The organism is Streptomyces sp. NPDC002935 (assembly GCF_040611295.1).
Classification (GTDB): Bacteria; Actinomycetota; Actinomycetes; order Streptomycetales; family Streptomycetaceae; genus Streptomyces.
Map to the genome: position 1 here is coordinate 226,180 of NZ_JBEXNW010000006.1, position 24,095 is coordinate 250,274.

A 24,095-nucleotide genomic window follows, 5' to 3' on the forward strand; every position below is an offset into this window, starting at 1 on the left:
ACCCGTGACGGGGTTCCGCAAGGGGAATGGTTGGATACGAGGATGGACACTGGCGGCCACCCGGAATCAGGTCTTTCCAAGAGCGTCTGGAGCGACGCCGACTTCTCGGAGATGGGCTGGCACGACGCCACCATCCACGGTCTGTCCGTGCAGCCGACAGACGACATCTTGCCGCGCCTTCTCCTCGACCTCGACTACATCGTCCGCTGGGTCCACCCGGTCCCGCCGGCGACGTATTTCTCCTTCTGGATCGCCCCGGCGACGCTTGTCTTCGAAGACGTTTGGGACCTTGAGGGGGACCTCGACTTCAAGGGCACGTCCCCGGACCTGGAGATCGATGGCGTGCACCGACTGGTGCCGGACGACGGACGGCAAGACCTTCCGCTCTGGCACATCGAAGGGCATGCGTTCGACCTGAAGTTCCGCGCATCCGGCTACCGCCAGTACTTCCGGCAGGCTCCGGCACTCGTATCTCGACGGGCACTGCCTCACGTGGCGCGGGGTGGGTGCGCCTTCACCGAGGTCGGCTTCTGCTGACACACCAACTCCTCGGCCGGCGGTCAGCAGCAGGCCTGGCACACGGCGTTGGCCAGATCTCACATACGGTCCGAGGCCGACGGCCGACTGAACTCCGGCACGTCGCGATGACGGCCATCGTGGGACTTGGCTCGTGCGAGTCGGCAGGTCAGGCTCAGGGGCGTGGATGCCATCCCTGTGAGCCGGGGCGATCTTCGGTGGGCCTTTCCGGAGGCGCAGGTCGGCGAGAGCCCGAAGCTGGTGTCGCCCTCTGCCAAGACGCTCCGGACCGCGTCGGGGTCCCCCAGCCCCCACCCAGCCCCCACAGATCCGCCCTCCCCAGACGGGGGTCCATGTTAGAGGGCTGTCACGGACACCCGTGGGAGCCCACCGGCTCCTGCACGACCCGACACTGCCCGACCGGCCGTTTTCAGCCGTCACCAGTACCAGCGCCAGCACCAGCCTCAGCCGCGGGGTGACGACAACGCTCAGCCCGGCCAACTGGAAGGTTGTGATGCGGGGCACCGAACAGGGCAGATCCCGGCCAGCCCGGCCAGCAGGCCAGTTGGCGGTGAAGGTGTGGTGGATCGGCTGCGGCACGAGGAAGCTGCTGTGGTGTGTCCGAGGACGCGGACCTGCAGGGTGGGCCTGGCTCGAAGAGGGCGAGGTGTATCCCGACGGCGTCCACGGTGCTGTGGTCGGCCACTGGTGAGGAGACGTCACATGAGGATCATCGTCACGGGTGCGTCAGGGTTCCTGGGACGTCTGCTCGCCGGGAGGCTGCTCCAGAAGCGGACGTTCGCAGGCGCGCCGATCGCCCGGCTGGTGCTCGTCGACCGTGTCGTGGAACCCGGTTTCCCGCCGGCGGGCGACCCGCTCGTGGACGTGGTGCACGGTGATCTGACCGAGCGTCTCGGCGAGGTGTTCGCCGCGCCGGTTCACACGGTGTTCCATCTTGCCGCCGCGGTGTCGGCCGAGTGCGAGGCGGACTTCGATCTCGGGATGAGCGCGAATCTTGACACCACGCGTGCCCTGCTGGAGGCGGCGCGGGCACAGTCACTGGCCGGCGGGCCGGTGCCGCGCCTGCTGTTTGCCAGCAGCCTTGCCGTCTATGGCTCTGACCCGGCGTTGCCTTTGCCTCCAGTGGTCAGCGAGGCAACAGTGCCCGCGCCGCAGTCGAGTTACGGAACGCAGAAGCTCGTATGTGAGCATCTGATCGCGGACTTCACCCGCCGCGGCTTCGTCGACGGACGTGTGGCCCGCCTGATGACCGTCGCCGTGCGACCGGGCCGGCCGAACGCTGCCGCCTCCGGCTTCCTGTCCGGCATCATCCGCGAACCGCTCGCGCAGCTCCCCGCAACCTGCCCCGTGCACCCTGATATGCGGGTTGCCCTGGCCTCGCCTCGCCGCACCGTCGAAGGCATCCTCCGCGTCGCCGAGGCCGAGCGCGGCATCGGGCCGGGGCGCCTGGAGGGCCGGTTGCCGGTGAACCTTCCCGCACTCACAGTCCGCGTCGCCGAGATGCTCGCCACGCTGCGTCAGGTGGCCGGCGCCGCCACCGCGGACCTGGTGACCATCACATCCGACCCTGCCATCGAGGCTGTCGTCGGTTCGTGGCCCGCCGTCTTCGACAACCAGCGCGCCGCCGCACTCGGTCTGGAGCCCGACCCGAGCTTCCTGTCAGTGGTCGAGGCCTACCTCGCCGATCACCCCGACGCGGTCACCGCTCCTCGGAGTTCGGGCGAATGATGACACCGCTCGGGTGATCGCCCGGGTGATCGTGGGGTGTTCGCCGTGGTGCGCGTGAACTCTGGACAGGCGGACCCGGCCGTGCTGTCATGTCGGCGGCACCATTTCCAACGTTGTAGAAGGCCGCAGCGCTTCCTCCTCAGAGGAGACGCCGTGGACCCGCATCTGGCTGATCCGACGTTGTCCGATGACTGGAGACAACGTTGTCGCGCTGCAAGTCGACCCCTCTTGGAAGGCAGGTCACCTGCATGTCATTGAGCAGACGGACCTTGAGCAGACGGAAACTCCTCGGTATGGGCTCCCTCACTCTCGGGGCCACGGCTCTCGGAACGACGTTCACAGGAGCCGCGGCAGCGGCGCCTCAACCGCGGGCTGACACCCAGACGCCCGACAGATTCCAGAAGCTGCCGCCCGGCAGCGTGAGCGCCCGTGGCTGGCTCGCCGGTCAACTCCGCTTACAGCTCGACGGCCTCTGTGGCAGATACGAAAGCCTCTCTCACTTCCTCGACTTCTCCACGTCGGGCTGGGTGCATCCCGAGCACAACGCCTGGGAGGAACTGCCGTATTGGCTGCGCGGCTACATACCGCTGGCGATCGCTACGGGTGATCAGCACGCGCTGACCCGGTCCCGCGCGTGGGTGGACGCGATCCTCGCCACCCAGGTGAGCGACGGATTCTTCGGGCCGCGTGCCCTGCGCACCGCGCTCAACGGCGGTCCGGACTTCTGGCCCTTCCTGCCGCTGCTGCAGGCCCTGCGTACCCACGAGGAGTACACCCACGACCAGCGGGTGGCGCCGTTCCTCACCCGATTCCTCCGCTACATGAACGCCCAGGGGCCGGGCGCCTTCAACACCAGTTGGGTGTCCTACCGTTGGGGCGACGGTCTCGACGTCGTCGTGTGGCTCTACCGCCGTACGGGCGAGGCGTTCCTGCTCGACCTCGCCGCCAAGATGCACACCCATGGCGCCGACTGGACCGGCGCGACACCGACTCGGCACAACGTGAACATCGCCCAGGGGTTCCGGGAGCCCGCTCAGTATGCCCAGTTGACCGGTTCCGCCGACCTCACGCGGGCCACCTACCGTGCCTATGACGCCGTGATGAACTCGTACGGCAGGTTCCCCGGCGGCGGGATGGCCGGCGACGAGAACTTCAGGCCCGGATTCGCGGACCCCCGACAGGGCTTCGAGACCTGCGGCATCGTCGAGTTCATGGCCAGCCACGAGCTGCTGACACGGATCACCGGGGACCCGGTGTGGGCGGATCGCTGTGAGGACCTGGCCTTCAACATGCTCCCGGCCTCCCTCGATCCCGACGGCAAGTCCGTCCACTACATCACCAGTGCCAACAGCGTCGACCTCGACAACCGCCTCAAGACGCAAGGGCAGTTCCAGAACGGCTTCGCCATGCAGGCCTTCCAAGCCGGCATCGACCAGTACCGGTGCTGTCCCCACAACTACGGTATGGGCTGGCCGTACTTCACCGAGGAACTCTGGCTCGCCAGTGCCGACGGCGGCCTGGCCGCCGCACTGTACGCACCGAGCACCGTCCGAGCCACGGTCGCAGGCGGAACGACCGTCACCATCACCGAAGAGACGGGCTATCCCTTCAAGGACACGGTCACCCTCACCATCTCGACGCCCCACCCTGTGCGCTTCCCCCTGCAACTGCGTGTACCCGGATGGTGCCGAGGTCCCCAGCTACGCGTCAACGGCACTTCAGCAGTGGCGTCGGACGGCCCGTCCTGGGCGCGGGTGGAGCGGACCTGGCGCGACGGCGACGTCGTGCGTCTGAGGTTCCCTCAGCAGGCCCAACTGCGCCACTGGCCCGGCCAGCACGGCGCGGTCAGCGTCGAACGAGGCCCGCTCACCTACTCGTTGAAGATCGGGGAACGATACGACCGCTATGCGGGAGACGAAACGTTCCCCGCATACGAGGTCCACGCCACCACCGCATGGAACTACGGCCTCCTCCCGGAGACCTCGCTGATCCCCACACAGACCGGTGCGGCCGTACCCGCCCAGCCTTTCACTCCCGGCACCACGCCCCTGTACATCTCGGCGCAAGCCCGGCGAATCCAGGAGTGGGTCGCGGACGACGAACATGTCGTGGCGCCGCTCCAGGACGGTCCCGCCCGCAGCGACGCTCCCATCGAGACGGTCACACTCATCCCCATGGGCGCGGCGCGACTTCGCATCACGTCCTTTCCCACGGCGACACCCGACGCACGGCCCTGGACGCCAGAAGCACCGTTCCGCAGAATCGCGAACAAGAACAGCGGCAAGGTCCTCGCCGTCGACCAGATGTCCACCGAGAACAGTGCACGCGTTGTGCAGTTCGACAACACGGGGACGGGCGACCACGCCTGGCAGCTCGTCGACAAGGGCGACGGCTGGTACCTGATCCGCAACGGCCACAGCGGCAAAGTGCTGGGCGTCGACCGCATGTCCATGGACAACAGCGCGATCGTCGTGCAATTCGAGGACAACGGAACAGCCGACCACCTGTGGACCCTGGTCGGCGACGGCGACGGCGACGGCTGGTACCGGATCCGCAACAAGAACAGCGGCAAGGTCCTCGGTGTGGACCGCATGTCCTCCGACAACAGCGCGCAGGTGGTTCAGTTCGACGACAACGGCACGGCCGACCACTTGTGGCGGTTCGTGTGAGGCCGAGCCCACTTCGCTCTGTTGCAGAACTTCTATGACGTCGCCGGCCGGCGAGGGATGGCCGTGGTGGTCTGGGTTGACTGAATATCGCAGAGCGCCTCGGAGGCAAGGGATCACCGGAGTCATCGTGTGTCCCCGGGGACGGACGGCGGTGATGGCGTTTGTGCGCGGCTCAGTCCCTGATCAGTAGGAATTGAGCCACCCGCAGCCCAGGGGCCGGCTCGATGGTGCCGCTGCGGGAGAACCCGAGGCGCTCATAGAGGGCGACCGCCGGAAGATTGTCGGCACCGGTACTCACCAGGACCCGTCCGCTCGGGACCAGGTCGGTCAGGAGATGAGCGAGCAATCGTGACGCCAGGCCCCGGCGGAACCATGCGGGATCCACGCACACACGGTCGATCTCGAGGACACCTTCCCCCGCCGGCAGCTGCCAGGCGACAAAGGCGGCAATCCGTCCGTCGTTCGTCAACGCCCCGAGCCAACGCAGAGGCTGGGCCTGCATCTCTTCAACGCTCTCCCGCAGGGCGGGAATGCCATCAAAGCCGATCAGGTCGGCCTCGACCGCGTACGCACGACGACCGATCCTGATGCACGGCTGCCGCCGTCGCCTCTTCAGTCAGGTCCAATTCACCCACCATGAAGGCATGGCGGTCCCGCTCATCGCGCTCAAGAGGCTCGGAAGACAACATCCGCCGATGCTATGCCGTGCCTAAACGCTCGGCGAATTCTCTGCAGGACAACGTCGGAGGCGTCCCTGCGGGAACCGGGCAACAACAACCTGACGGCGGCGGCCGTATCCAAGGCCCTGGCCAGAGCCGGCGCAGACCGGACTCCAGCCACTCAGCCAGCCCCGCCGAAGAGCTCCCGTACCTCCCGTACGCCCTGGAGGGTTCAGGAACCTGCGGTCAGCCTGTCGAGCTCACGGATTTCGGCGGCGACCTCGACCTCCCGCGGGTTGTTCACCTCGCCGAGTCCGGTGCGGGCGGCCAGCAGGGTCTCGCGGGCCTCCTGGTAGCGGGCCAGCCGGCGGAGCACCAGTCCGAGATCGAGCCGGGCCGGCTCGCTCCAGGCCCGCATCTTCGCGGCCTCGAAGCCGGCCAGGGACTGCCGGAGCGGCGGCTCGGCTTCGCTCCAGCGGCCCAGGGCCGCAAGGTCGTTGCCGATCTGCTGCTGGGCCGTGGCCTGGTACATCGCCATCAGCTCGGTCGGCTGCCCCGGCATCCCGGCGTGGCAGATCGCTTCGCAGCGCCGGTGAATGGCCAGCGCCTCCTCGGCCCGGCCGTGCCGGCGCAGAATCGTGCCCAGGGTGTTCAGAACGGTGAGCTCGCCGAGGCGGCCCTGGACCGATGTCTGGGTACCGAGGCAGGCAGCCGCCTCACGGAGCCGGTCGAGGGACTCGCCGATCCTGCCGAGCCGGTCCAAGGCCCCTGCTCCGTAGCCCAGCGCCCAGCCCACCTGGAGCTCGTCCCCGATCGCCCGAGCCACCTGGAGGGCGGCGTCAGCGGCCATCAGAGCGGCGTGGTGGTCGTAGACGCAGACGTTGTAGGACCAGGCCAGGTAGTTCAAGTGGATGGCTTCAGCCTGCCCGTCGCCCAGAGCACGCGCCGCGTCGACACCGCGCTGGAAGACCTCCACCCACACCTCCCAGTGCTGGTTCAGGTCGGAGAACCAGTGCATGGCCTCAGCCGCGTCGATGACCTGCTGGTGGTGGCCGGCGGCATGGGCCCGGCGCAGTGCGGCGAGCCACTGGGAGCGCTCGGCCTCCAGCCAGACGCGCGCTTCCTCACGGTCGGCGGGCGCACTGGCCGGATCCGGATCGCCATCGGGTGTGTTCCGGTGGTGGTCGGCGTCGAAGCGGAGCGCGGCCGCTGTCGCCCGGCGCAGCATCCACCGGGCGGCCCTGTCCTGGGCGGCGTCGCACATATCCGTGCTGTCCTCCGCGGCCGACTGTTCGGCGGCGAACAGCTTGAGAAGGTCGTGGAAGCGGTAGCGCTCGGTGGCGGCGTCGGGCTGCAGGAGCCCGGCGTCCACCAGGTCCTCCGCGTACCGGGCCGCCTGGGCGAGTGGCAGATCGGCCAGCAGAGCGGCGGTCTCGGGGCTGAAGTCGGGCCCGGCGGCGAGTGCGGCGCGGCGCAGCAAGCGCCTGTGCACCGGGGCCAGTTGCCGGTACGACAACGCGAAGGCGGCCCGCACCTGCAGGCCGCCGGCCTGGAGCGTGTCCAGGCGGCGCCCTTCCTGGGCGAGTTGGGCGGCCAGGCGGGAGAGGTGTTCACGGGGTCTGGCGGCGAGGCGTTGCCCGGAGATGCGCAGGGCCAACGGGAGGTGGCCGCACAGGTCGGCGATGTCGCGGGCGGCCTGAGGCTCCTGCTGGACACGCCGGAGGCCGATGATGCGGGTCAGCAGTTCGATCGCCTCCTCCCGTCGCAGCAGCCCGAGTTCGGTTCGGTGGACCGATGCGAGACCGGCCAGAGCGTGGCGGCTGGTGATGATCGTCAGCGAGGGGCCGGTTCCTGGTAACAGCGGGCGGACCTGCTCCTCGTCCGCCGCGTTGTCCAGCAGAAGCAGCAGACGGCGGTTGCGGATCACGGATCGGAGGAGTCCTGCCCGGTCCTCCGTTTCGGCCGGGATCGCGCTGTCGGCCACGCCCACCGCGCGCAGGAGGCGAGCGAGCGCGTCGCGCGGAGTGGTCGGCACCGGGTCCATACCGTGCAGGTCGAGGGCGAACTGCCCGTCCGGGAAGTGCGGCGCGAGGCGGTGCGCGGCGTGCACGGCGAAGGAGGTCTTGCCGAGTCCGGGTTTCCCCGAGACCAGGACGACCGGAGGATTGGCGGGGTCGATTTCCCGCGTCAGGGCGAGCAGTCGGTCGAGAGCCGGGCCGCGAGCGGTGAAGTCCTGGATGTCACGCGGCAGGGCCAGGGCGTTGGGGGCCGCGCACCCCGCGCTGGGACGGGGGCGTCCGAGGCTGGCGGCCTGTTCGAGCTCTGCGGTGGTGGCGGGGTCCAGCCCGAGAGCGTCGGCAAGGGCCTGCACGGTGCGGCGCTGCGGCCCCCGGGTCCGTCCGCGTTCCAGATCCGCCAGCGCGCGGACGCTCACACCGGCGGCATGGGAGAGATCCTCCTGGCTGAGTCCTGCGCGGGCGCGGAGTTCGCGCAGCTGCTGCCCGAGGTCTCCCTCGGTCGGCGTACCGGTGTCCATGGCGTCCCTCGATCGGCCTTGTACGGAACGGAGGCGAACTACCGGCAGAAGTATGGCGGACGGTGTTTCCGCGGGTGGAACTGCCTGGGAAGCCGCGCATGGCGATGGTCGACTGGGATTCAGGTCCGCGGGGAGCTCTCCTCGGGGCGCTGTTTCGTCAAGGTCGGCGTGTCCTCGGTCCACGACCGTTCCGGGGCTCCGCGCCGCCTTCCGCTCGTCCGTGTGGGTGCCGGTGGCCATCGCCACGTGGTGCCCGTGACCGCACGGCCGACCACTGCAAGACCAGGGGAGAAGACATGAGTACGCATGACGGCAGGGTGAATGTGTCGAGGCGCCGGGTTCTCGCGACCGGGGCGTGGACTGCCGCGGCCGTGGCGGCGCAGAACACGGCCTGGGCAACCGGGGCTTCGGCCGCCGCGAAACCGCCGGCCATCTTCTACTCCCCCCACCAGGACGACGAGGCGCTCGGCCTGGCCGGGTCGATCCTGGAGCACAAGGCCGCTGGCAGGCCCGTGTACTTGGTGTTGGTGTCCAGGGGCGAGAACGACAAGTTGGCCGTGAAGATGAACGCCGACCCGTGCCCGCTCACCACGGAGGATTCCCGGCATCCGTGCGCCGCAGGCGGTCACCACAATCTGTCGTGGCCGGTGGACGGGACGAGCATGATCGTGCCTGCCCGGACCGCCGAGTTCATGGCGTCGGCCAAGACCCTGGGCGTCGACAAAGTCATCAACTTCAAGCTGAGCGACTCCCCGTACAACTCGCCCGCGAACTTCAGCAACTTCGTGAAGGCGGTGGAGAAGAAGGTCAGGGCGCTCGCCGATCAGTACCCCGGAGCCTCGCACAAATTCACCGCCGGGTGGCTGGAGGTGACGGATACGCACAAGGCGCTGAGCGACGTCGCCTACCGGCTGCTCAATGACGGCACGATCACGGACGCCCGCTTCAACCACGTCTACGCGTACGACCGCCCGCTGGAGACGCGCGCAAACGGCGCATCCTATGTGCTGAACATCCCGGATTCCCACATGGCGATCAAGCGCAAGGCGATCTACTGCTACAACACCTGGGACCCGAGCCGGAACTTCTATGCCCTCGGCTACCACAGCGTCCCCGACAAGTTGGAGCGCGCACACAGCGACCCCCGCGAATTCGTGTACACCCTCCCCTCGAACTACAGGACCGGACCGATCAGTTAGTACTCGCCGGCTCCGCTCCGCGCCGCTCCCCGTCAGTCCAGGAGGAACTGACGGGGAGCGCGCGGAGCAGAGATGGCGACGGCAAAGAATCGCGAGGCGGGATCACGTCATCGCCGTTGGTTCTGGCGCCGTGTGATCAGGTGGAGCACAGGGACGGGCCCGCAGAGAACGACAGTGCCGGCAAGTAGATACCAGCCACCACCCATCATGGTGATGACCCAGAACAGATAGACCACCAGCGTGCCGACTGCCGCGGTCAGCAGGAAGATCAGCGCCCTCCACGCGACCGTGATGCCGGCGCGGGAGCGATGCGCTTCGGTCATGGCGCCTTCCCCCTGGGCTCTCGCAGACACTGACGGAACCGGAAGGGACAGGCGTCGGTCGCCTGCCGGGGCTCCTGTCGAGGTCTTGTCCTGCATGTGTGTCCGAGCCCCTTCGCGCAAACAAATCGACATTCGCTGAATGAAATTCGATGGAGTTCTGGCGCTTGGGCGGATGGCTTTCCTTGCCCGCCTCATGTCTCCCGCGATTCCGGAAGAGGCGACAGATCCCCGATGTCAGGCGGCGATCATCATCACATGAAGGTCCGTCAGATGGGAAATCTTGGGCGCGCGGTCCAGCGGTTCGTGACGAATGGTGCGTGCGCCCTGTTTGGTCCAGCCTGGTGGAGATCTCGCAGGTCAGCGGTGACCAGCTTAATCGGCCGTGCCAATTCTTGATCGATCGCCAATCGGATAGCGTGAGAATCCCCGCGGACTCCTTTGGTTAGCCTGTGCAACGGCTATGCGGTGGCGCGGCTCGCGGGGCGGCGGCGGGACCGATGGAAGGCACGGTGATCCGACGGTGCTTCGTCGGCGGATTCGGCTGGCCACGGCCGAGACCGACGGGGCCGGCGGCCCGGGCAGGCTTCGCAGAAATGGATGCGTCTGCAAACCGCACAACGGTCCATCGTATCGGCGGAGTGTTTCCCGTCGTAGCGGCCAGGGCGCGTTCGTTATCACGCGGCGAGATGAGCAACTCGCACGCGGACGTGCCCTGATGACCTGCTTGTCCCGTGCGTGGTTGCCCGAACGGGACCCTTGATGACAAAGGGTTCTCGAAGCTGTTGATCACGAACCAGGGTTCGCGTTCGCGTGCCCTCTTCCCTGATCGACGTTCTACAGCGCCGCCGTGAGGACGTCGACCTGCCGCACCTGTCTGCGGAGCTGTCCGAACTTGCTTCGCTGTGTGAGGTGTTGGACCGGCTATGCACGACGGGTGCGAGGCCGCCGCTACAGGCTGGGCCGTACGAGGCGGCCGCACCGGCGAGAAGGCGGCCATCCACCTCCGTTCGCACAGTGGCTACCGCTGCTCCCACTGTTCCTTGGTGATCTCGTACCGCACGCCCCCGTGCTCGGAACCCTCGACCATCTCCATGTCGGGGGGAGTGGGGATGGTGTCCGCGAGCGTCATTTCGAGCTTCTCCATGACGTTGCGCGAACCGTGGTTCACGGCCATCGTCTCAGCCCAGACCATGCGCACACCGAGCCCTGTGAACGCCTTGCCCAGCAAAGCCCGCGAGCCTTCGGTGGCATAACCCTTACCCCAAGCCGCCTGCCGCAGCCGGTAGCCAAGTTCGACCTCGTCCAGCGGGCCCTGCGGCTCGGGACGCAGGCAGAACCAGCCGATGAAAGCGCCGCTGTCCTTCTCCTGCGCGGCGAACAGCCCAAGATTGCCGCGCCACCTCTCGTATCCGGCGATGATGCTAGGCAGGTGGCGCTCGCGCACAATCTTCGGGGCGGTCGGATTGCCCCCGGTCAGATAGCGCATCACCGCGGCGTCGCTGTCCAACTCGATCAGCAAGTCCGCGTCGTCGGTAGTGAAGCGGCGCAGGGTCAGGCGCTCGCTCTCCAGGTAGGTGTCCACAGAGTTGATCATGCCTAAGGCAGAGCGGGCGGTTCAACGGCTTTACACGGCCCGGCGCGACGTTCGTCGGTGACCGACGTCAACGCGGCTGGAGTCCCCCTGCTCGAAGGGCTTGGGGGAGTGGAGTGGGTGCCGGACCCCGCGTCTGCGGCATGGCCCGAAATCGTCCGAACAGCAGCCCCTGCGGGGTGGGTTTCGGCACGCCGGTCCAAGGGTCATCGACGGCCAGGAGTCTCGCCTGCGTCCCGTGTGAGCTGCTTCCCGGCCCTGACCGGGAAGCAGCTCAGCCCACACCCTGATGCAAAATGACTCAAACCAGTTCGGGCTGCGGCTCGAGTTGTGGTTCCGGTGCCTGCGCCGGCGCGGCCTTCGGATCCCACAGTTTGGTCGTCTGCATGTATCGGTGGATCACAGAGGCCATCGCCAGGATGACAAGTGGTCCGAACACCCATGGATGTTCGGCCATCTTCATCGGGAGATAGCGGTACGAGACCAAGAGTGCGGCAAAGACCGTCGCGCCGTGAGCGACGAGTTGAATTCCTGATCGGTCCCAGCCGCGTGCGAGCGAGCGCAGACCCGCCTCGATCGTGAGCGTGAAGACGACGCCGGCAACGATATCCGCGCCGTAGTGGTAGCCGAAGCCCAGCGTTGCGCCGAGTGTGGCGATCAGCCAGAACGCGCCCGCGAATTGCAGTGTCCGTGGGCCCTTGCGGGAATGGAGGAAGATCGCGGTGGCCCACGCTGTGTGCAGGCTGGGCATGCAGTTGCGTGGGGTGATCTCGTCGAACGGCATGTGCTGCGGAGTGGTGATCGGCGGCGGGGTGTTCGGCCACAGGTCGGCCACCGCGAAGTGGCCGCCGTCGGCGCCGTAGGCGAAGATCGGTCCGACCACAGGGAAGATCATGTAGATGCCCGGCCCGAGGAGGCCGATGACCAAAAAGGTGCGCACCAGATGGTGGCGCGGGAAGCGGCGTTCTGCCGCGACGTTACGTAGTTGGTAGAGCGTGACGATGACCGCGGCCACCGCGAGCTGTATGTAGACGTAGTCGAGAACATGGGCACCGATCGGGCCGGTGGTCCTGACGATCCGGCCCACCAGCCACGACGGGTTGCCCAGCGCGTGATCGGCGGTTGCCACGTACTGGTCGAGCACTGCCGGGCGGGTCTTCGAGGTGATGAGTAGCCAGGCGTCGCCGGTCTTGCGGCCGGTCACCAGCAGCAAGGCCAGCCCGACGCCCTTCAGCAGCAGGATGCGTTCCCGGCCGGTGCGGCGCGTGACGGCGATGACCGCGTAGGCCAGAATCACCCACAATGCGCCGTTGCCGAACATCATCTTGGCGTCGACCGCCCACCGGACCAGGAAGAACGCGACATCGATGCCGATCGCCGCACCGGCCGCGATGAACCGTTGCCGCCAGGTGAGCACCACCATCATCAACGCCATGCTGGCGTACAGGAGAGGACCCGATTTAGGGGCGAATATCACCTCTCGCACTTGGTTGGTGATCGGCCCCGGTAGGCCGTACTGCCGCGCGGCGAACTCCAGCGTGATGAGGAATCCGAGGGCCACCACGCCCACCGTGGCGTACAGCATCGCCTGCGGATGACGCCACATGGCGGTCGGAATTCTGCGGGTTATTCGCGAAAACACCCGCGATGCTATAGGTATCAATTGTTTGGCCGATTTGTTAGATATTGGTTGGTAGCTCACCCTTCGTCCTAGATGGCATGGTTTCTAGTGAAGGACGGGTGATCGGGGTGATCACCGTGAGGCCGATCATGTTATCTGAGCGGTAAGAGTGGGTTTAGCTGGTCGTGGTTGACATGAAAGTCGGCTGATCCTGCGCTTGACGGTTCGGAGTCTCGGGATGACCGGGAATCTCTCGACGCCTGGCGGGCATCGAGAGCGTCACGGGTTACCCAGTGGTGCTAAAACGCGTGTACGAGGAATGAACCAGGGGCGAATCCTGCCTTGTGCCAGGTATGACGCACAAGGGTTCGGTCGAGGCAGCAGCAGGATCCGGACGGCGTCTCGCCTGCCCTCGGCTCAATGCAGTGACCACATCGCGCACCTCGGCTTCCCGAGCCGGCGGCGCGCGCAGCCGTTCGATCGCGTCATGCCGAGGGGCCGGCCGAGAGATCGCCAGGCGCGAACCAGAACTCGGTCACCTTCGTCACCCCATCGTCCCGCCGGGGGATCCGTTCCCTGAGCGCGGAGTTCTGGGTCGGATCGCTGACACGATCACGGACGCCCGCTGGCTCGGCCTGGTCCCGGGTATGCCGGTGGCGCGCTGGAGAGCGCGGGCGCGAAGTCGTCGCGGTGGGCATCGGCTGCCGACGGGGGAGCATGGTCGGGCAGGGGCCGGGGGATTTCGCGTGACGTCGAGGATCTTGGACGATCTCACTCCGCTCCGCTCCGCCGGGACCTCGCGCCATGCGGTGGGCTCGGACACGGCGGTACGACGACGCGGCGGCATGACGACACGGCGCACCCAGGCTCATCCACGAAAGCCGAAAAAAGTCGGAGGCTGATGTCGAGAACCCGTGGCTGGCTCCGTCCCCGTAGTGAACGCGACCAGAATGGGTCGCACCAGTACCGAGGAGAAACACGATGGCGAAGTACTTGCTGCTGAAGCACTACCGCGGCGCTCCCGCTCCGGTCAACGACGTGCCCATGGACCAGTGGACGCCGGAGGAGATCTCGGCCCACATGCAGTACATGCACGACTTCGCGACCCGGCTCGAGGGGACCGGCGAGTTCGTCGACGGTCAGGCGCTCGCCCCCGAGGGGACGTTCGTCCGGTACGACGGCGAGGGGCGCCCGCCGGTGACCGACGGCCCGTTCGCCGAGACCAAGGACGTCATCGCCGGCTGGATGGTGATCGACGTCGACAGCTACGAGCGCGCCGTCGAGCTGGCCGGGGAGCTGTCGGCCGCCCCCGGGGCAGGTGGGAAGCCGATCCACGAGTGGCTCGAGCTGCGCCCGTTCCTGACCGCACCGCCCACCATCACGGAGTGACCTCACCGATGGACGAGGTCCTGCTCCGGAGCCTCACACCGAGCGTGCTCGGGATCCTCGTCCGCCGCGGAGCCGACTTCGCGGCGGCCGAGGACGCCGTACAGGACGCGCTGGTCGAGGCGGTCCGCGTCTGGTCGGCAGACCCCTCCCCAAGCTCTTCGAGCGGGGGAGACCCTGTGCGGGACCCGAAGGGGTGGCTGGTCACCGTGGCCTGGCGCCGGTTCCTCGACGCGACCCGGGCGGACGCCGCCCGCCGCCGGCGTGAGCTCCTCGTCGACGAGGAGCCGGCGCCCGGGTCCGCGCCCGCGGTGGACGACACCCTCCAGCTCTACTTCCTGTGCACCCACCCGTCGCTCACGCCGTCCTCCGCGGTCGCGCTCACGCTGCGCGCCGTCGGAGGGCTGACCACCCGCCAGATCGCCCAGGCCTACCTGGTGCCCGAGACGACCATGGCGCAGCGCATCAGCCGGGCCAAGCGCACTGTCTCCGGCGTACGGTTCGACCAGCCCGGCGACGTCGCCACGGTGCTCCGCGTCCTCTACCTGGTCTTCAATGAGGGCTACTCCGGCGACGTCGACCTCGTTGCCGAGGCCATCCGGCTCACCCGGCAGCTCGCGGCCGCGATCGACCACCCCGAGGTGGCGGGGCTGCTCGCCCTCATGCTGCTCCACCACGCCCGGCGCGCCGCCCGGACCGCGCCCGACGGAAGCCTGGTACCGCTGGCCGAGCAGGACCGCGGCCTGTGGGACACCGAGTCGATCGCCGAGGGCGTCGAGATCCTGCAGGCGGCTCTCGCCCGCGACCGGCTGGGCGAGTTCCAGGCCCAGGCCGCCATCGCGGCACTTCACGCCGACGCACTCACCGCCGAGGAAACCGACTGGGTGCAGATCGTCGAGTGGTACGACGAGCTCGCGCGCCTGACCGACAGCCCGGTCGTCCGGCTCAACCGCGCGGTGGCCGTCGGCGAGGCCGACGGACCGCGCGCCGGTCTGGCGGCGCTGGCGGCACTGGACGACTCGCTGCCCCGGCACACCGCGGTGGCGGCGTACCTCCACGAGCGCGACGGCGACCTGGCGACGGCGGCACGGCTGTATGCCGAGGCGGCCCCCAAGGCGCCCAACCTCGCCGAACGCGACCACCTGACGCGCCAGGCCGCCCGGCTCAACGCCCTCAGGCGTCGCTGACGGGTCGCGCTCGATTCATACGGGATGGTGCGCTCGAGGGGGTTCGGTGCGTCGTGGATGTCCAGGGCGCCGACGGCCGTCTGCTGGTCACACGAGGTGATCACCCGCCGATGGCGCCATCAGCGTGACGTACAGCTGCAAGCGCAACCGAAGCGGCCGCTGCGGAACTCTGGATGGGTAGTTCCGCAATTCACTCGGTGAGGAGACAGAGATGGCCCCCTGGAGCAACGAGAGCCTTGGTTCCTGCGCCTTCGTCGACCCCTATGCCGTACAGGCCCGCGACAGCGCCTGGCCGACACTGGCCGAGCCCCGCGATGACGGCGACTACTTCCTGCCGCCGCCCAACCCCGCCCAGCGCCTCAGCTACACCCTCGACCCGCACGACCAGCGACGCCTCGCCCTGCATGCGGTACTCACCGCCGCCGGCATCCCGCCGATGCCCGAAGACCGTGCCGTCATCGACCAGCTCAGCGCTCTGCCGGCCGACGTGAACAACGTCCTCCAGCGCTGGCTGCACCACGCCTTGTAGACCCGCAGAAGCTGCTGCCCCCACGCGACGGCCGGCGCTCCAGCGCATACCCCGCGCCATGAAGCGCCGGCGCCGCCCGCCACACAGAGTGGTGACTCTTCGGCCGGTGGGAGGCTCAAGCAAGCACGGACAGGGATACGGACAGGGATACGGACAGGGATCGCGAGCCGTAGCCACCCGCTTCGACGGAGTCCCGCCCCGGCGTGGCTTCTCTCTGCCTGAGGACCCCGAGGCCGATCAGGGGCTGTGGTCCCGGGAAGCGGCGGACAACACCATCCGGGAAGCGGGGGCACCGACGAAATGCGGCTCGTGAGGTGACGGAATGCCCGCGTGGGCTCAGCGGGCCGGGCATCTCCGTGCAGCGGTCAGGCCTGAACTGCCTTACCTGGCAACTTGCTTGGGTACCGGCTGAGTCCGCGTGTGGACCACACACCGTCGAACAGTGAGATGTGGGTCACATCGGGGCGTTGGTCTCACACTCTCGGGGCTCGCCTGCGTCTCAGGGGGAAACCGTAGCGACTGCGGCAGGAGGCGCTCATGAGTTCTGACACCCGACTTGGCGCACTGTGGAAGTCCCGGCCAGGCGGCGGCATAGATGGCGCCACGCTCCCCGGCGTCCTGGTCAACGGCAGCCTCGCTGTTCGGTGCCGCAGCCGCACGGACACCACCTCCGCACCATCGCAGTTCCGGAGACGCCGGACGTGTGCGGAGCCGAGCCTCGGGTCACGCAGGGGACGCGTACCGCGAGTTCGACGGAAGCCTGAGCAGTTCGGGGCTTGATCGACATGGCCGAAATTCACACTCACACAGGAGTCAGGATGAAGATCTCTCGACTGGCCGCAGCAACCGTTGTAGCCGGTTTCGTTGCCACCATCGCTGCTGTGCCGGCAGTCGCCGCGGTCAACCAGCACCAGGACCGCATCGCGGCGGTCGCTCCGGCGAACTGGCACAGTGACAGCATTACGGCGGTCGCTCCGGCCAACTGGCACAACGACGGCGTGTCGGCGGTCGCTCCGGCGAACTTCCACACCGACGGCACTACGGCGGTCACCCCGGCGAACTGGCACAACGACAGCACTACGGCGGTCACCCCGGCCAACTGGATAGCGAACGTCTGAAACCGGCGCTGAAGGCGTTCCGTACAGCCTTCCTGGTCACCGTCTTGCTCCCCTCGGCAAGGCGGTGTCAGACCGACTACAGACGCGCCGTCGGTGGTGACAACTATCCCAACGAGGCGCAGTTCGCTGGGAATCTCTACGCCTCATCGCGGGACCTACGCATGTCGTGAGCCACGTTTCAGCAGGTCAGCGAATTCCGTCGGTTCGTCAAGCACAGCCCCCTGCCGGACGACTCCGCCACCCTGCACCGCCGCTTCACCCGACTGGGCATTGGGGACCAACACAAGCACCTGATCCGGTTCGCCGTCTCCACCCTGCGACTGCAGGCCGATCAGCATGACGCGGCCGGTCGCCGGCCCGACAAGCTGATTCGGACCCGCACCAGGGCGGGCGGCCTCGGAATCGAGGAATCGGGTGCGGCCTGGAACCTCGCTCGCGCCGAGGCGGATGAGCAGGGCAAGGCCCGCGGTGACCGCGGGCACCCGTGCCCGAACTGCCTGTCTACCGGTTCGACGCCACCGCCTACGATGCGGAGATCGCCCGGGCGGAAATGGACGACCACTGGTCCTGGCCCGCCCGCACCATGGCCCGCCTGATCAAAGCAGGGCCGATGAAGCGCCGGAGCTGCTGACCCGGTGGGATGCAACCCGGGGCTGGATCAGCGGTGGCTTCGACGACCCGGACACCACTTTGGTGACCTTCTCGTAGGCGCCACGACTTGCCTCTGGTAAGCCGGACGGTACCGACAACGGCGAACCCGCCCCCGGAACAGCACCGTCACCGTCCCGGCTGTGAGGCGCCCGAAAACCAGTGGAGCAGCGCCGCTGTGCGCCATTACCGTGCTGCCGAATCCAGTCGTCTGGCGAAGGACGTGCCGTTGTACACCGTGTGAGACCTCCCGAGCGCTGAATCGTCGCGCGTCGCGCCTGTGCGCCGCGCTCCTTTTTGCTGCGGATTTCTCACTGAAACCGGTGTACTTCTGTGCTCAAAACCTGGGTGGTCGTGCCCACCTGCCTGCCGCTCGTTCTCCGCCGTTGCCACGCGTGCGCGTCCGAGCGCTTCCGGGCAAGCGGCAAATTCCGTGTCAACGCAAACCACAAGCTCATCGACGCCTGGCTCCTCGCGCTCTGTACCACTTGCGGGGAAACGGCAAAGCTCACGGTCCTTGAGCGGACGAACGTGCGCTCCGTACGGCCTGAGCTGCTGGACCGGCTGCATGACAACGACCTCGGCCTGACAGCTGAGCTGCTCCAGGATCCGGTCGTGCGGCGCCGCAATCGCATCGCCCTCGACTGGGACAGCGCCTGGCGCCTCGACACCGGCGGATCGGATGACCTGGATCGCGAGGTGATCGACGTTTCGGTCCGCTTCGCGGCGCGGATCCCTGTCCGGCCGGTGCGTCTGATCGCTGAAGGGTGCGGTCTTTCGCGGGCCGAGGTCGAGAGACTGGTCACGGAGGGGCGACTCGTTTCGGCAGTCCGGCTGAGCGGCAAGCTCTCCGGCGACTTCACCTTCACGCTCAAACGCTGAGCCCCCCTCGGGACCAGGGGCCTGTCCGGCAACATGAGTGTGGCGCACCCGAGCCCGTACGGCGGCCGGGTCCGCGAGCAGTCGTTCCGCGAAGGCCTCTTGCCGCGCGCCGCGGGCCTGGGCCAGGTCCAGAGCCCGCTCGCGCGCGGTCGCGTCGCTGAGCGGCGACGACGCGACGAAGTGGACCCGGCTGCTGCCGCACGTGGTGACGAGCGCTGCGGTCACATACGTTTCGTCGTCGATCCGGTCCACGTCGTCCAACTCCTCGGCGAGGGTCGGCCGAGGGAGGGCGGGGAGCAGGAAGTCGGCCTGTGAGGAACGCCAGAGGAAATCCGCCTCCCGCAACCGCTCGGCCAGCTCCGGCCGGAGCCCGGCCCAGACATCCCCGGACCAGCCGGCGAGCTGCGGATGATGCCCGGGTTCGGCCAACACGTGCAGCATCGCGGTCAGCTCGGCCAACGGGGAGGCGGCGAACCGCAGTTGCTCGGACGGCAGGCCGCTGATGTCGATCCTCAAGGTCACCCCTCATCATTACCGACCGGATGGCCCGCGGCAGCGCCGGTTGACGGTGTCCGTCAACCGGCGTGGCCGGCCCGGCGGTTGAACGAACCGTTTGCGCCATGGCACCCACCACAAAGATTCGGCCCCGCGCCCTCGTCCGTGCTTCCGGAGGGCCCCGCTATGCCGTCGCCCTGGCCGTAGACGCGCTCGGCACCGGCCTGCTGCGGCCCTTTCTGCTGCTCTACGGGGTGACGGTGCTGAGGTTGTCCGCGCCGGTCACCGACATCGCGATGACGGTCGGCGTCGTCGTGGGTCTGGTGTGCATGCCCGCGGTGGGCCGATGGCTGGACCGAGGTGCACGCTGGCGGCGTCGATGCTGGTACGGGTGCTGGGCGTGGCGCTGCTGCTGGCCACCCCGGCGGGGCACGTCCGGCTGTTCGCGACGTGCTCTTCCTCGGCATCGGCAACCAGGCATGGCCGGCCGCCCACGCAGCTCTCGTGGCCACCGTCGCTCACGGCCGGGAACGCGACGCCGCTCTCGCGGGAGGCCGCGCCCTGCGCAACGCAGGCCTGGGCGCGGGCGGGCTCCTTGCGACCGCATGCCTGGCGGGCGGCACCACCGCGTTGCAGGCGATGGCAGCCGTCACTGGGCTCGCCTATCTCACTGCGGCGGCCTTGGCATGGTCGGTCCACCTGCATGCGGATCCGGCCCTTGCCCCGGCCAACGGCAGGGACGACGGGCCCGCACCCCGGATGCGTGTCCTGCTGGCCGCGAATGTGGTCTACGTCTTCTGCCTCAACGTCCCAGAAGTCGCGCTCCCGCTGGTCCTGATGACACAGTTGCACGCATCACTGGTGTGGTCGGCAGCCATTTTCGTGGCCAACACGGTGCTGGTGGTGACCCTGCAGGTTCCGGTCACCGTCCTGATGTTCCGCTTCTCCCGGCGGACCGTGCTGGCTCTCGCCGGCGTGGTACTCACCGCGTCCTATCTCGGCTTCCTCGCGGCCACCTCACTGGGGCACGGCTGGGGTGCCCCGGCCGTCGCCACGGTGTCCGTGGTCTGCACTCCTGGTGCTCACCACCTTCGACCTCGACGCCTACGTGTACGAGGCGCTCTGCGCCGGAGCCTCGGGCTTCCTGCTCAAGGACGCCCAGCCCGAGGAACTCCTCTCCGCCCTCCGCGTCGTGGCCTCCGGCGAGGGGATCCTCGCTCCGGCCGTCACCCGCCGCCTCATCAACACCTTCGCCCAGGGCGCGCCCCCACCGCCTGCCGTCACCGGAGCACTCGGCCAACTCACCCCACGCGAAACAGAAGTGCTGCTCCACATCGCCTCGGGCCTGACCAACGCGGAGATCGCAGCCACCCTGGGCGTGGCCACCGGGACCGTCAAAACGCAGGTCAACGCCCTGCTCACCAAGCTGGGACTGCGAGACCGGGTGCAGGCGACCATCCTGGCCTACGTGAGCGGGCTGATCCGCCCGCGCGGCGTGCCCAACCACTGACTCCCCTGCCGCCGCGCGGTCGCCGAGTTGCCCGGATGAATTGAACCGAGTCGGGACGCCGAAAGCCCTCAATGCACCACAATGACGGGGGCAAGCGGGGGTGCTTGCGTGAAGGGGGAACAGTGAAGGACACCGAACTCGTCGAGCTCGATCTCCCCGAGGGAGGGACTGTTCTCGTCCGGGCCCATCAGGTGGCTGATGAGGAAGACGGTTCCGGGGACGGCCCCACCAATGTCGGGTTGCGGGAGACGCTTTCGTTCTCCGCAGTCAGCTCCGCATTGCGGGGAGTGGCCACCGATGTGCACCGCGGCGTTGCCGCGGCCAATCCCGACTCTGTCGAAGTCGAGTTCGGCTTCGAACTGGCCCTGAAAGGCTCACGCCTGGTGTGCCTCCTGGTCGACGGCGACACCAAGGCGACCATCCGCGTGCGATTGCAGTGGCAGAAGGGCGAGGCACCGGGCGGGCAGTGATCAACGGTGGACACCTACAACTCACTGCTCACCTTCCTGGGCCGCTTTGTCGTTCGTGTCTCCGGTTCAGGCGTGCCCGGCGGAACGGGTTTCTTCGTCGCGCCCGGCAAAGTCCTCACGTGTGCCCATGCAGTAGGAGCCTCCCAGCCGGATTCCGGGAGACGGTCTGCCGTGGAGCGAGTGCGGGTGAGCTGGCCCGGCGGGGGCTGCACAGGAGTGGTGACCGCACATCCGCCGGTGCACAACGGCAAGGGGCTTTGGCCGTTCCCGGATCTCGCCGTCATCGAACTGACCGAGCCGGTGCGAGATCAGCTCTGGGTGCCGCTGGGTGACACGATGCCTGCCATCGGAGACCGGTTGTATGCCGCTGGCTACAGCACGGTGTACGAGAAGGGTGAGCCGCGTCTGGGCGGCAGCACCGTCGAGTACGAGTTCCCCCAGGCGTTCGACGGCCACGGCGTACTGAAGGTCAAGGGCGGCGAACTGGCGCCCGGCATGTCCGGGGGTCCACTCCTGGTCCCGGGCGAAGGCCGTGTGTGCGCGGTGGTGACCACGACCCGCAGGGAGGGGTGGCCCCATGGCGGGTTGGCCGTGCCTGTATCCGCCGTACGCGAGTGCTTTCCCGATCTGTGGGAGGAGAACCAGCATCCGCATCGGCACAACAGTGCCTGGCCACGCATGCTCTCCGTTCTACGACATCACTCGGCACACCGGAACCTGTTGTCGGCGTCGGAGCGACAGGCGTTGGAAGCAGCTGCGCAGGGACTCGGGTTGGATCCCACAGCGTTGTACTGGCAGGCCGTCGGTGATCTCGGCCCGGCACTCGACAAGCCGCTGGAGGACTTCGAGGAAGTGCTGCGTGAGTGCGCGGACGCACAGCCTGCTCAGCCCGGCGCCGTGCATCCGCTGGTCCACCTCGTCGAGTTGCTGGCAGCGGACGTTCCGGTCGAGGCCGTGGCGCGACATCTGATGGATCTTGCCGGCAGGCTCGCGGGCCGGCTCGGCCAGTCGTACACGCCGCCCGCCGAACGGCCTCGATCCCGCGTGCCCCGTGCGCGTCTGTCGGCGGTGGAAGTCCGCCTGACACCGGACGGCTGCAATCGCCGCCGCCATCTGCTGAGCGTCTGGAAATACCCGGACGTCAACGAGATGCCGGTGCCGGTTCTGTGCACGGATACTTCGATGACACTCGTTCAGATACGTGAGCAGGTCAAGAGAGTGCTACCAGCGGCCGTGCAGTCGCTCAAAGATCATGCCGACGATCTCGTGGTGGAATTCACCTTCCCGAGCAGCATGCTGCACAGAGCGAACGTGGACGAGTGGAACCTGGGCAAGGACTGGGCGCCTTTGGGCACGCAGTTCATGGTGGTACTGCGCGCCCTGGACCGGCCGGGAGAGACCCACGGCCACTGGGAGAGACGCTGGAGAAACCTGCACTCCGAGGTCTCCGATGGCTCACGGCCGACCATGGACTGGGTCGACTGCCGCAACGCGGACACCATCGACAAGTTGTTCGCGTCGTTCCAGACGGCGCAGTCATTGGCCGTACTGGCGGTCTCCTATCAGCCGGACAGCAAAGCGGGGAAACTGGCGCTCCAGGCGGCCCTGTACGCGGGAGTACCGGCGGCGATCTGGCCACGTGTCGAGTGTCCGGAGCATGCCGACATCGCGTCCGGCCGTGCCCGCGAAACCGGGCCGGCATCCGGTCCTGCCGACGGCGCCGACATCGGCTCGACGAGTGCTCCGACGCCGTGTACCGGTGACCGGTTCCTGGCGGCGGTGGCCCAGCAGCTGGCCGACACGTCGCTGTCCGACCTCCCCCAACTGGTGAAGATGCTGCGGCTCGAGGCACGGGCTCAGGACCAGGGGACAGACCACTGCGGCCGAGGACTCACGCTGTTGTGGGACGACCCCACCCGCTGGTCCCCGGCGGACGGCACCGCCTTGGCAGCCCCCGCCCAGGGACGGTAGGGCACACCATGACGGCTTCGGCGGACAGACTTGGCGAAGGAGCACAGCGGACGTGAGCGATTGGCGGATCTTCCGGGGGACGAACGAGCCGCACGACGGCATCGACGCCCTGCCCGAACCACCGCAGTGGCGGATCTTCGACGGAGGACCGATGCTGCCGCCCGTGACCAGCGGCTGGAGACCAGCCGACCTCATGCGCGCCGCCTCCTATCAAGCGGATCCCGACGTACTGGACCTCGTGAATGCCGCCCTCTACCTGCGCCGCCCCCTGCTGGTCACCGGGAAGCCGGGCGTGGGCAAGTCGAACCTGGCACTGGCTCTGGCACATGAGCTGGGGCTGGGACCGGTACTGCGTTGGCCGATCACCAGTCGGTCCACCTTGCAGGACGGACTGTACAAATACGACGCCATCAGTCGGCTGCACGACGTGGGGCTCAAGAAGCCTCACACGGAAACGGACATCGGCCGGTACATCACACTCGGCCCGCTGGGCACCGCCCTGCTGCCCTGGGCACGCCCACGGGTGCTGCTCGTCGACGAGATCGACAAGAGTGACATCGACCTGCCCAACGACCTCCTCACTGTTTTCGAAGAGGGCGAATACGGCATCCCCGAACTTGTTCGGGCAGCCCGCGATCAACCGACGGTGCAGGTCAGCACGGCCGACGGGGAGACCCTCGTGCCGGTGGAGCGAGGACATGTGCGGTGCAGCGCGTTTCCCGTCATCGTCCTCACCAGCAACGGCGAACGGGAATTCCCACCTGCCTTCCTGCGCCGTTGCACACCGGTGGAGATCCCGTCACCCACGCGTCAGCGACTCATGCAGATCGTGCGGGCGAGGCTCGGCGAGGAGATGAGTTCGACCGCTGCTGACCTGGTGGACCGGTTCGTGGAGCGGCAACAGCACGGCGACCTGGCGACAGACCAACTCCTCAACGCGATCTACATGACCTTCCACACCGTTCGGGAGGAGGGGCGAGGACGGGAGGAACTGGCCGACAAACTGATGCGCTATCTCCAATCGCCCTCCGCGTAG

19 protein-coding genes and 3 pseudogenes are annotated in these 24,095 nt (G+C 67.9%); 15 read left to right on the top strand and 7 right to left on the bottom strand.

Annotated elements, in window-relative coordinates; all coding sequences use genetic code 11:
• Positions 1–42 precede the first annotated feature (42 nt).
• The 3 genes from ABZX90_RS10525 to ABZX90_RS10535 all read left to right on the top strand — a co-directional run bounded on the left by ABZX90_RS10525 (position 43) and on the right by ABZX90_RS10535 (position 4,934).
• Complete coding sequence (locus tag ABZX90_RS10525; RefSeq protein ID WP_355203331.1) at positions 43–537, top strand: hypothetical protein; 495 nt, start codon at positions 43–45, stop codon at positions 535–537.
• Positions 538–1,239: 702 nt separating this feature from the next.
• Positions 1,240–2,265 (top strand): D-erythronate dehydrogenase, encoded by a 1,026-nt coding sequence (gene denD / locus ABZX90_RS10530; protein WP_355203334.1) that lies wholly within the window; start codon positions 1,240–1,242, stop codon positions 2,263–2,265.
• A gap of 248 nt (positions 2,266–2,513) precedes the next feature.
• Positions 2,514–4,934 carry an RICIN domain-containing protein gene (locus tag ABZX90_RS10535; protein WP_355203337.1) on the top strand — a complete coding sequence of 807 codons (2,421 nt, stop codon included), beginning with the start codon at positions 2,514–2,516 and terminating at the stop codon, positions 4,932–4,934.
• 172 nt (positions 4,935–5,106) lie between these two features.
• Here ABZX90_RS10535 and ABZX90_RS10540 read toward each other — a convergent pair whose 3' ends face one another.
• Both ABZX90_RS10540 and ABZX90_RS10545 read right to left on the bottom strand, forming a co-directional pair.
• On the bottom strand, positions 5,107–5,436 hold the full coding sequence (locus tag ABZX90_RS10540) for a GNAT family N-acetyltransferase (RefSeq protein ID WP_355203340.1): 330 nt from the start codon (positions 5,434–5,436) through the stop codon (positions 5,107–5,109).
• A gap of 389 nt (positions 5,437–5,825) precedes the next feature.
• Positions 5,826–8,129 carry a helix-turn-helix domain-containing protein gene (locus ABZX90_RS10545; protein WP_355203343.1) on the bottom strand — a complete coding sequence of 768 codons (2,304 nt, stop codon included), beginning with the start codon at positions 8,127–8,129 and terminating at the stop codon, positions 5,826–5,828.
• Positions 8,130–8,425: 296 nt separating this feature from the next.
• On the opposite strand from ABZX90_RS10545, the gene ABZX90_RS10550 reads away from it, so the two are divergent.
• Positions 8,426–9,328: a PIG-L family deacetylase gene (locus ABZX90_RS10550; RefSeq protein WP_351131248.1), complete on the top strand. Its 903-nt coding sequence runs from the start codon at positions 8,426–8,428 to the stop codon at positions 9,326–9,328.
• A 107-nt stretch (positions 9,329–9,435) separates the two neighbouring features.
• On the opposite strand, the gene ABZX90_RS10555 is transcribed toward ABZX90_RS10550, so the two are convergent.
• From ABZX90_RS10555 to ABZX90_RS10565, 3 genes are all read right to left on the bottom strand, one after another.
• Positions 9,436–9,651, bottom strand: a complete 216-nt coding sequence (locus ABZX90_RS10555) for a hypothetical protein (RefSeq protein ID WP_351131249.1) — start codon at positions 9,649–9,651, stop codon at positions 9,436–9,438.
• Positions 9,652–10,669: 1,018 nt separating this feature from the next.
• On the bottom strand, positions 10,670–11,233 hold the full coding sequence (locus ABZX90_RS10560) for a GNAT family N-acetyltransferase (RefSeq protein ID WP_351131251.1): 564 nt from the start codon (positions 11,231–11,233) through the stop codon (positions 10,670–10,672).
• A gap of 310 nt (positions 11,234–11,543) precedes the next feature.
• Positions 11,544–12,827 carry a phosphatase PAP2 family protein gene (locus ABZX90_RS10565; RefSeq protein ID WP_355203348.1) on the bottom strand — a complete coding sequence of 428 codons (1,284 nt, stop codon included), beginning with the start codon at positions 12,825–12,827 and terminating at the stop codon, positions 11,544–11,546.
• A 1,017-nt stretch (positions 12,828–13,844) separates the two neighbouring features.
• Between ABZX90_RS10565 and ABZX90_RS10570 the strand changes: the two genes are divergently transcribed.
• The 4 genes from ABZX90_RS10570 to ABZX90_RS10585 all read left to right on the top strand — a co-directional run bounded on the left by ABZX90_RS10570 (position 13,845) and on the right by ABZX90_RS10585 (position 17,083).
• Positions 13,845–14,252 carry a YciI family protein gene (locus ABZX90_RS10570; RefSeq protein WP_351131254.1) on the top strand — a complete coding sequence of 136 codons (408 nt, stop codon included), beginning with the start codon at positions 13,845–13,847 and terminating at the stop codon, positions 14,250–14,252.
• A gap of 8 nt (positions 14,253–14,260) precedes the next feature.
• On the top strand, positions 14,261–15,436 hold the full coding sequence (locus ABZX90_RS10575) for a DUF6596 domain-containing protein (protein ID WP_355203607.1): 1,176 nt from the start codon (positions 14,261–14,263) through the stop codon (positions 15,434–15,436).
• A 211-nt stretch (positions 15,437–15,647) separates the two neighbouring features.
• A complete protein-coding gene (locus ABZX90_RS10580; RefSeq protein WP_351131255.1) occupies positions 15,648–15,965 on the top strand; it encodes a hypothetical protein in 318 nt (105 codons plus the stop codon).
• A gap of 818 nt (positions 15,966–16,783) precedes the next feature.
• Positions 16,784–17,083, top strand: a complete 300-nt coding sequence (locus tag ABZX90_RS10585; protein ID WP_355203353.1) for a hypothetical protein — start codon at positions 16,784–16,786, stop codon at positions 17,081–17,083.
• Positions 17,084–17,238: 155 nt separating this feature from the next.
• Here the strand turns inward: ABZX90_RS10585 and ABZX90_RS10590 are convergent, their stop codons facing one another.
• Entirely contained in the window at positions 17,239–17,565 is a 327-nt protein-coding gene (locus tag ABZX90_RS10590; RefSeq protein WP_351131257.1) for a hypothetical protein, read from the bottom strand.
• 2 nt (positions 17,566–17,567) lie between these two features.
• On the opposite strand from ABZX90_RS10590, the gene ABZX90_RS10595 reads away from it, so the two are divergent.
• Together ABZX90_RS10595 and ABZX90_RS10600 are read left to right on the top strand one after the other, a co-directional pair.
• The gene (locus tag ABZX90_RS10595) at positions 17,568–17,714 is read left to right on the top strand and encodes a hypothetical protein (RefSeq protein ID WP_355203356.1); all 147 of its coding nucleotides are present in this window, start codon (positions 17,568–17,570) and stop codon (positions 17,712–17,714) included.
• 350 nt (positions 17,715–18,064) lie between these two features.
• A complete protein-coding gene (locus ABZX90_RS10600) occupies positions 18,065–18,613 on the top strand; it encodes a DUF1062 domain-containing protein (protein WP_355203359.1) in 549 nt (182 codons plus the stop codon).
• Between the two features lie 36 nt (positions 18,614–18,649).
• Here ABZX90_RS10600 and ABZX90_RS10605 read toward each other — a convergent pair.
• Positions 18,650–19,135, bottom strand: a pseudogene (locus ABZX90_RS10605) (DUF5937 family protein); the annotation flags it as partial.
• 98 nt (positions 19,136–19,233) lie between these two features.
• On the opposite strand from ABZX90_RS10605, the pseudogene ABZX90_RS10610 reads away from it, so the two are divergent.
• The 5 genes and pseudogenes from ABZX90_RS10610 to ABZX90_RS10630 form a co-directional block, all read left to right on the top strand.
• A pseudogene (locus ABZX90_RS10610) lies at positions 19,234–20,188 on the top strand (MFS transporter); the annotation flags it as partial.
• Positions 20,181–20,618: pseudogene (locus ABZX90_RS10615) on the top strand (response regulator transcription factor); the annotation flags it as partial. The pseudogenes ABZX90_RS10610 and ABZX90_RS10615, both read left to right, overlap by 8 nt.
• Before the next feature lie 122 nt (positions 20,619–20,740).
• Positions 20,741–21,088: a CU044_2847 family protein gene (locus tag ABZX90_RS10620; RefSeq protein ID WP_355203362.1), complete on the top strand. Its 348-nt coding sequence runs from the start codon at positions 20,741–20,743 to the stop codon at positions 21,086–21,088.
• Between the two features lie 72 nt (positions 21,089–21,160).
• Complete coding sequence (locus ABZX90_RS10625) at positions 21,161–23,059, top strand: VMAP-related conflict system protein (RefSeq protein ID WP_355203610.1); 1,899 nt, start codon at positions 21,161–21,163, stop codon at positions 23,057–23,059.
• A gap of 52 nt (positions 23,060–23,111) precedes the next feature.
• A complete protein-coding gene (locus ABZX90_RS10630) occupies positions 23,112–24,095 on the top strand; it encodes a MoxR family ATPase (RefSeq protein ID WP_355203365.1) in 984 nt (327 codons plus the stop codon).

What these genes read in the sequence shown, in the direction of transcription:
- ABZX90_RS10575 (WP_355203607.1), top strand. Translation starts at nt 14,261, where the DNA reads ATGGACGAGGTCCTGCTCCGGAGCCTCACACCGAGCGTGCTCGGGATC.
- ABZX90_RS10535 (WP_355203337.1), top strand. Translation starts at nt 2,514, where the DNA reads ATGTCATTGAGCAGACGGACCTTGAGCAGACGGAAACTCCTCGGTATG.
- ABZX90_RS10570 (WP_351131254.1), top strand. Translation starts at nt 13,845, where the DNA reads ATGGCGAAGTACTTGCTGCTGAAGCACTACCGCGGCGCTCCCGCTCCG.
- ABZX90_RS10545 (WP_355203343.1), bottom strand. Translation starts at nt 8,129, where the DNA reads ATGGACACCGGTACGCCGACCGAGGGAGACCTCGGGCAGCAGCTGCGC.
- ABZX90_RS10580 (WP_351131255.1), top strand. Translation starts at nt 15,648, where the DNA reads ATGGCCCCCTGGAGCAACGAGAGCCTTGGTTCCTGCGCCTTCGTCGAC.
- ABZX90_RS10555 (WP_351131249.1), bottom strand. Translation starts at nt 9,651, where the DNA reads ATGACCGAAGCGCATCGCTCCCGCGCCGGCATCACGGTCGCGTGGAGG.
- ABZX90_RS10565 (WP_355203348.1), bottom strand. Translation starts at nt 12,827, where the DNA reads ATGCTGTACGCCACGGTGGGCGTGGTGGCCCTCGGATTCCTCATCACG.
- ABZX90_RS10540 (WP_355203340.1), bottom strand. Translation starts at nt 5,436, where the DNA reads ATGCAGGCCCAGCCTCTGCGTTGGCTCGGGGCGTTGACGAACGACGGA.
- ABZX90_RS10550 (WP_351131248.1), top strand. Translation starts at nt 8,426, where the DNA reads ATGAGTACGCATGACGGCAGGGTGAATGTGTCGAGGCGCCGGGTTCTC.
- ABZX90_RS10525 (WP_355203331.1), top strand. Translation starts at nt 43, where the DNA reads ATGGACACTGGCGGCCACCCGGAATCAGGTCTTTCCAAGAGCGTCTGG.
- denD (WP_355203334.1), top strand. Translation starts at nt 1,240, where the DNA reads ATGAGGATCATCGTCACGGGTGCGTCAGGGTTCCTGGGACGTCTGCTC.
- ABZX90_RS10585 (WP_355203353.1), top strand. Translation starts at nt 16,784, where the DNA reads ATGAAGATCTCTCGACTGGCCGCAGCAACCGTTGTAGCCGGTTTCGTT.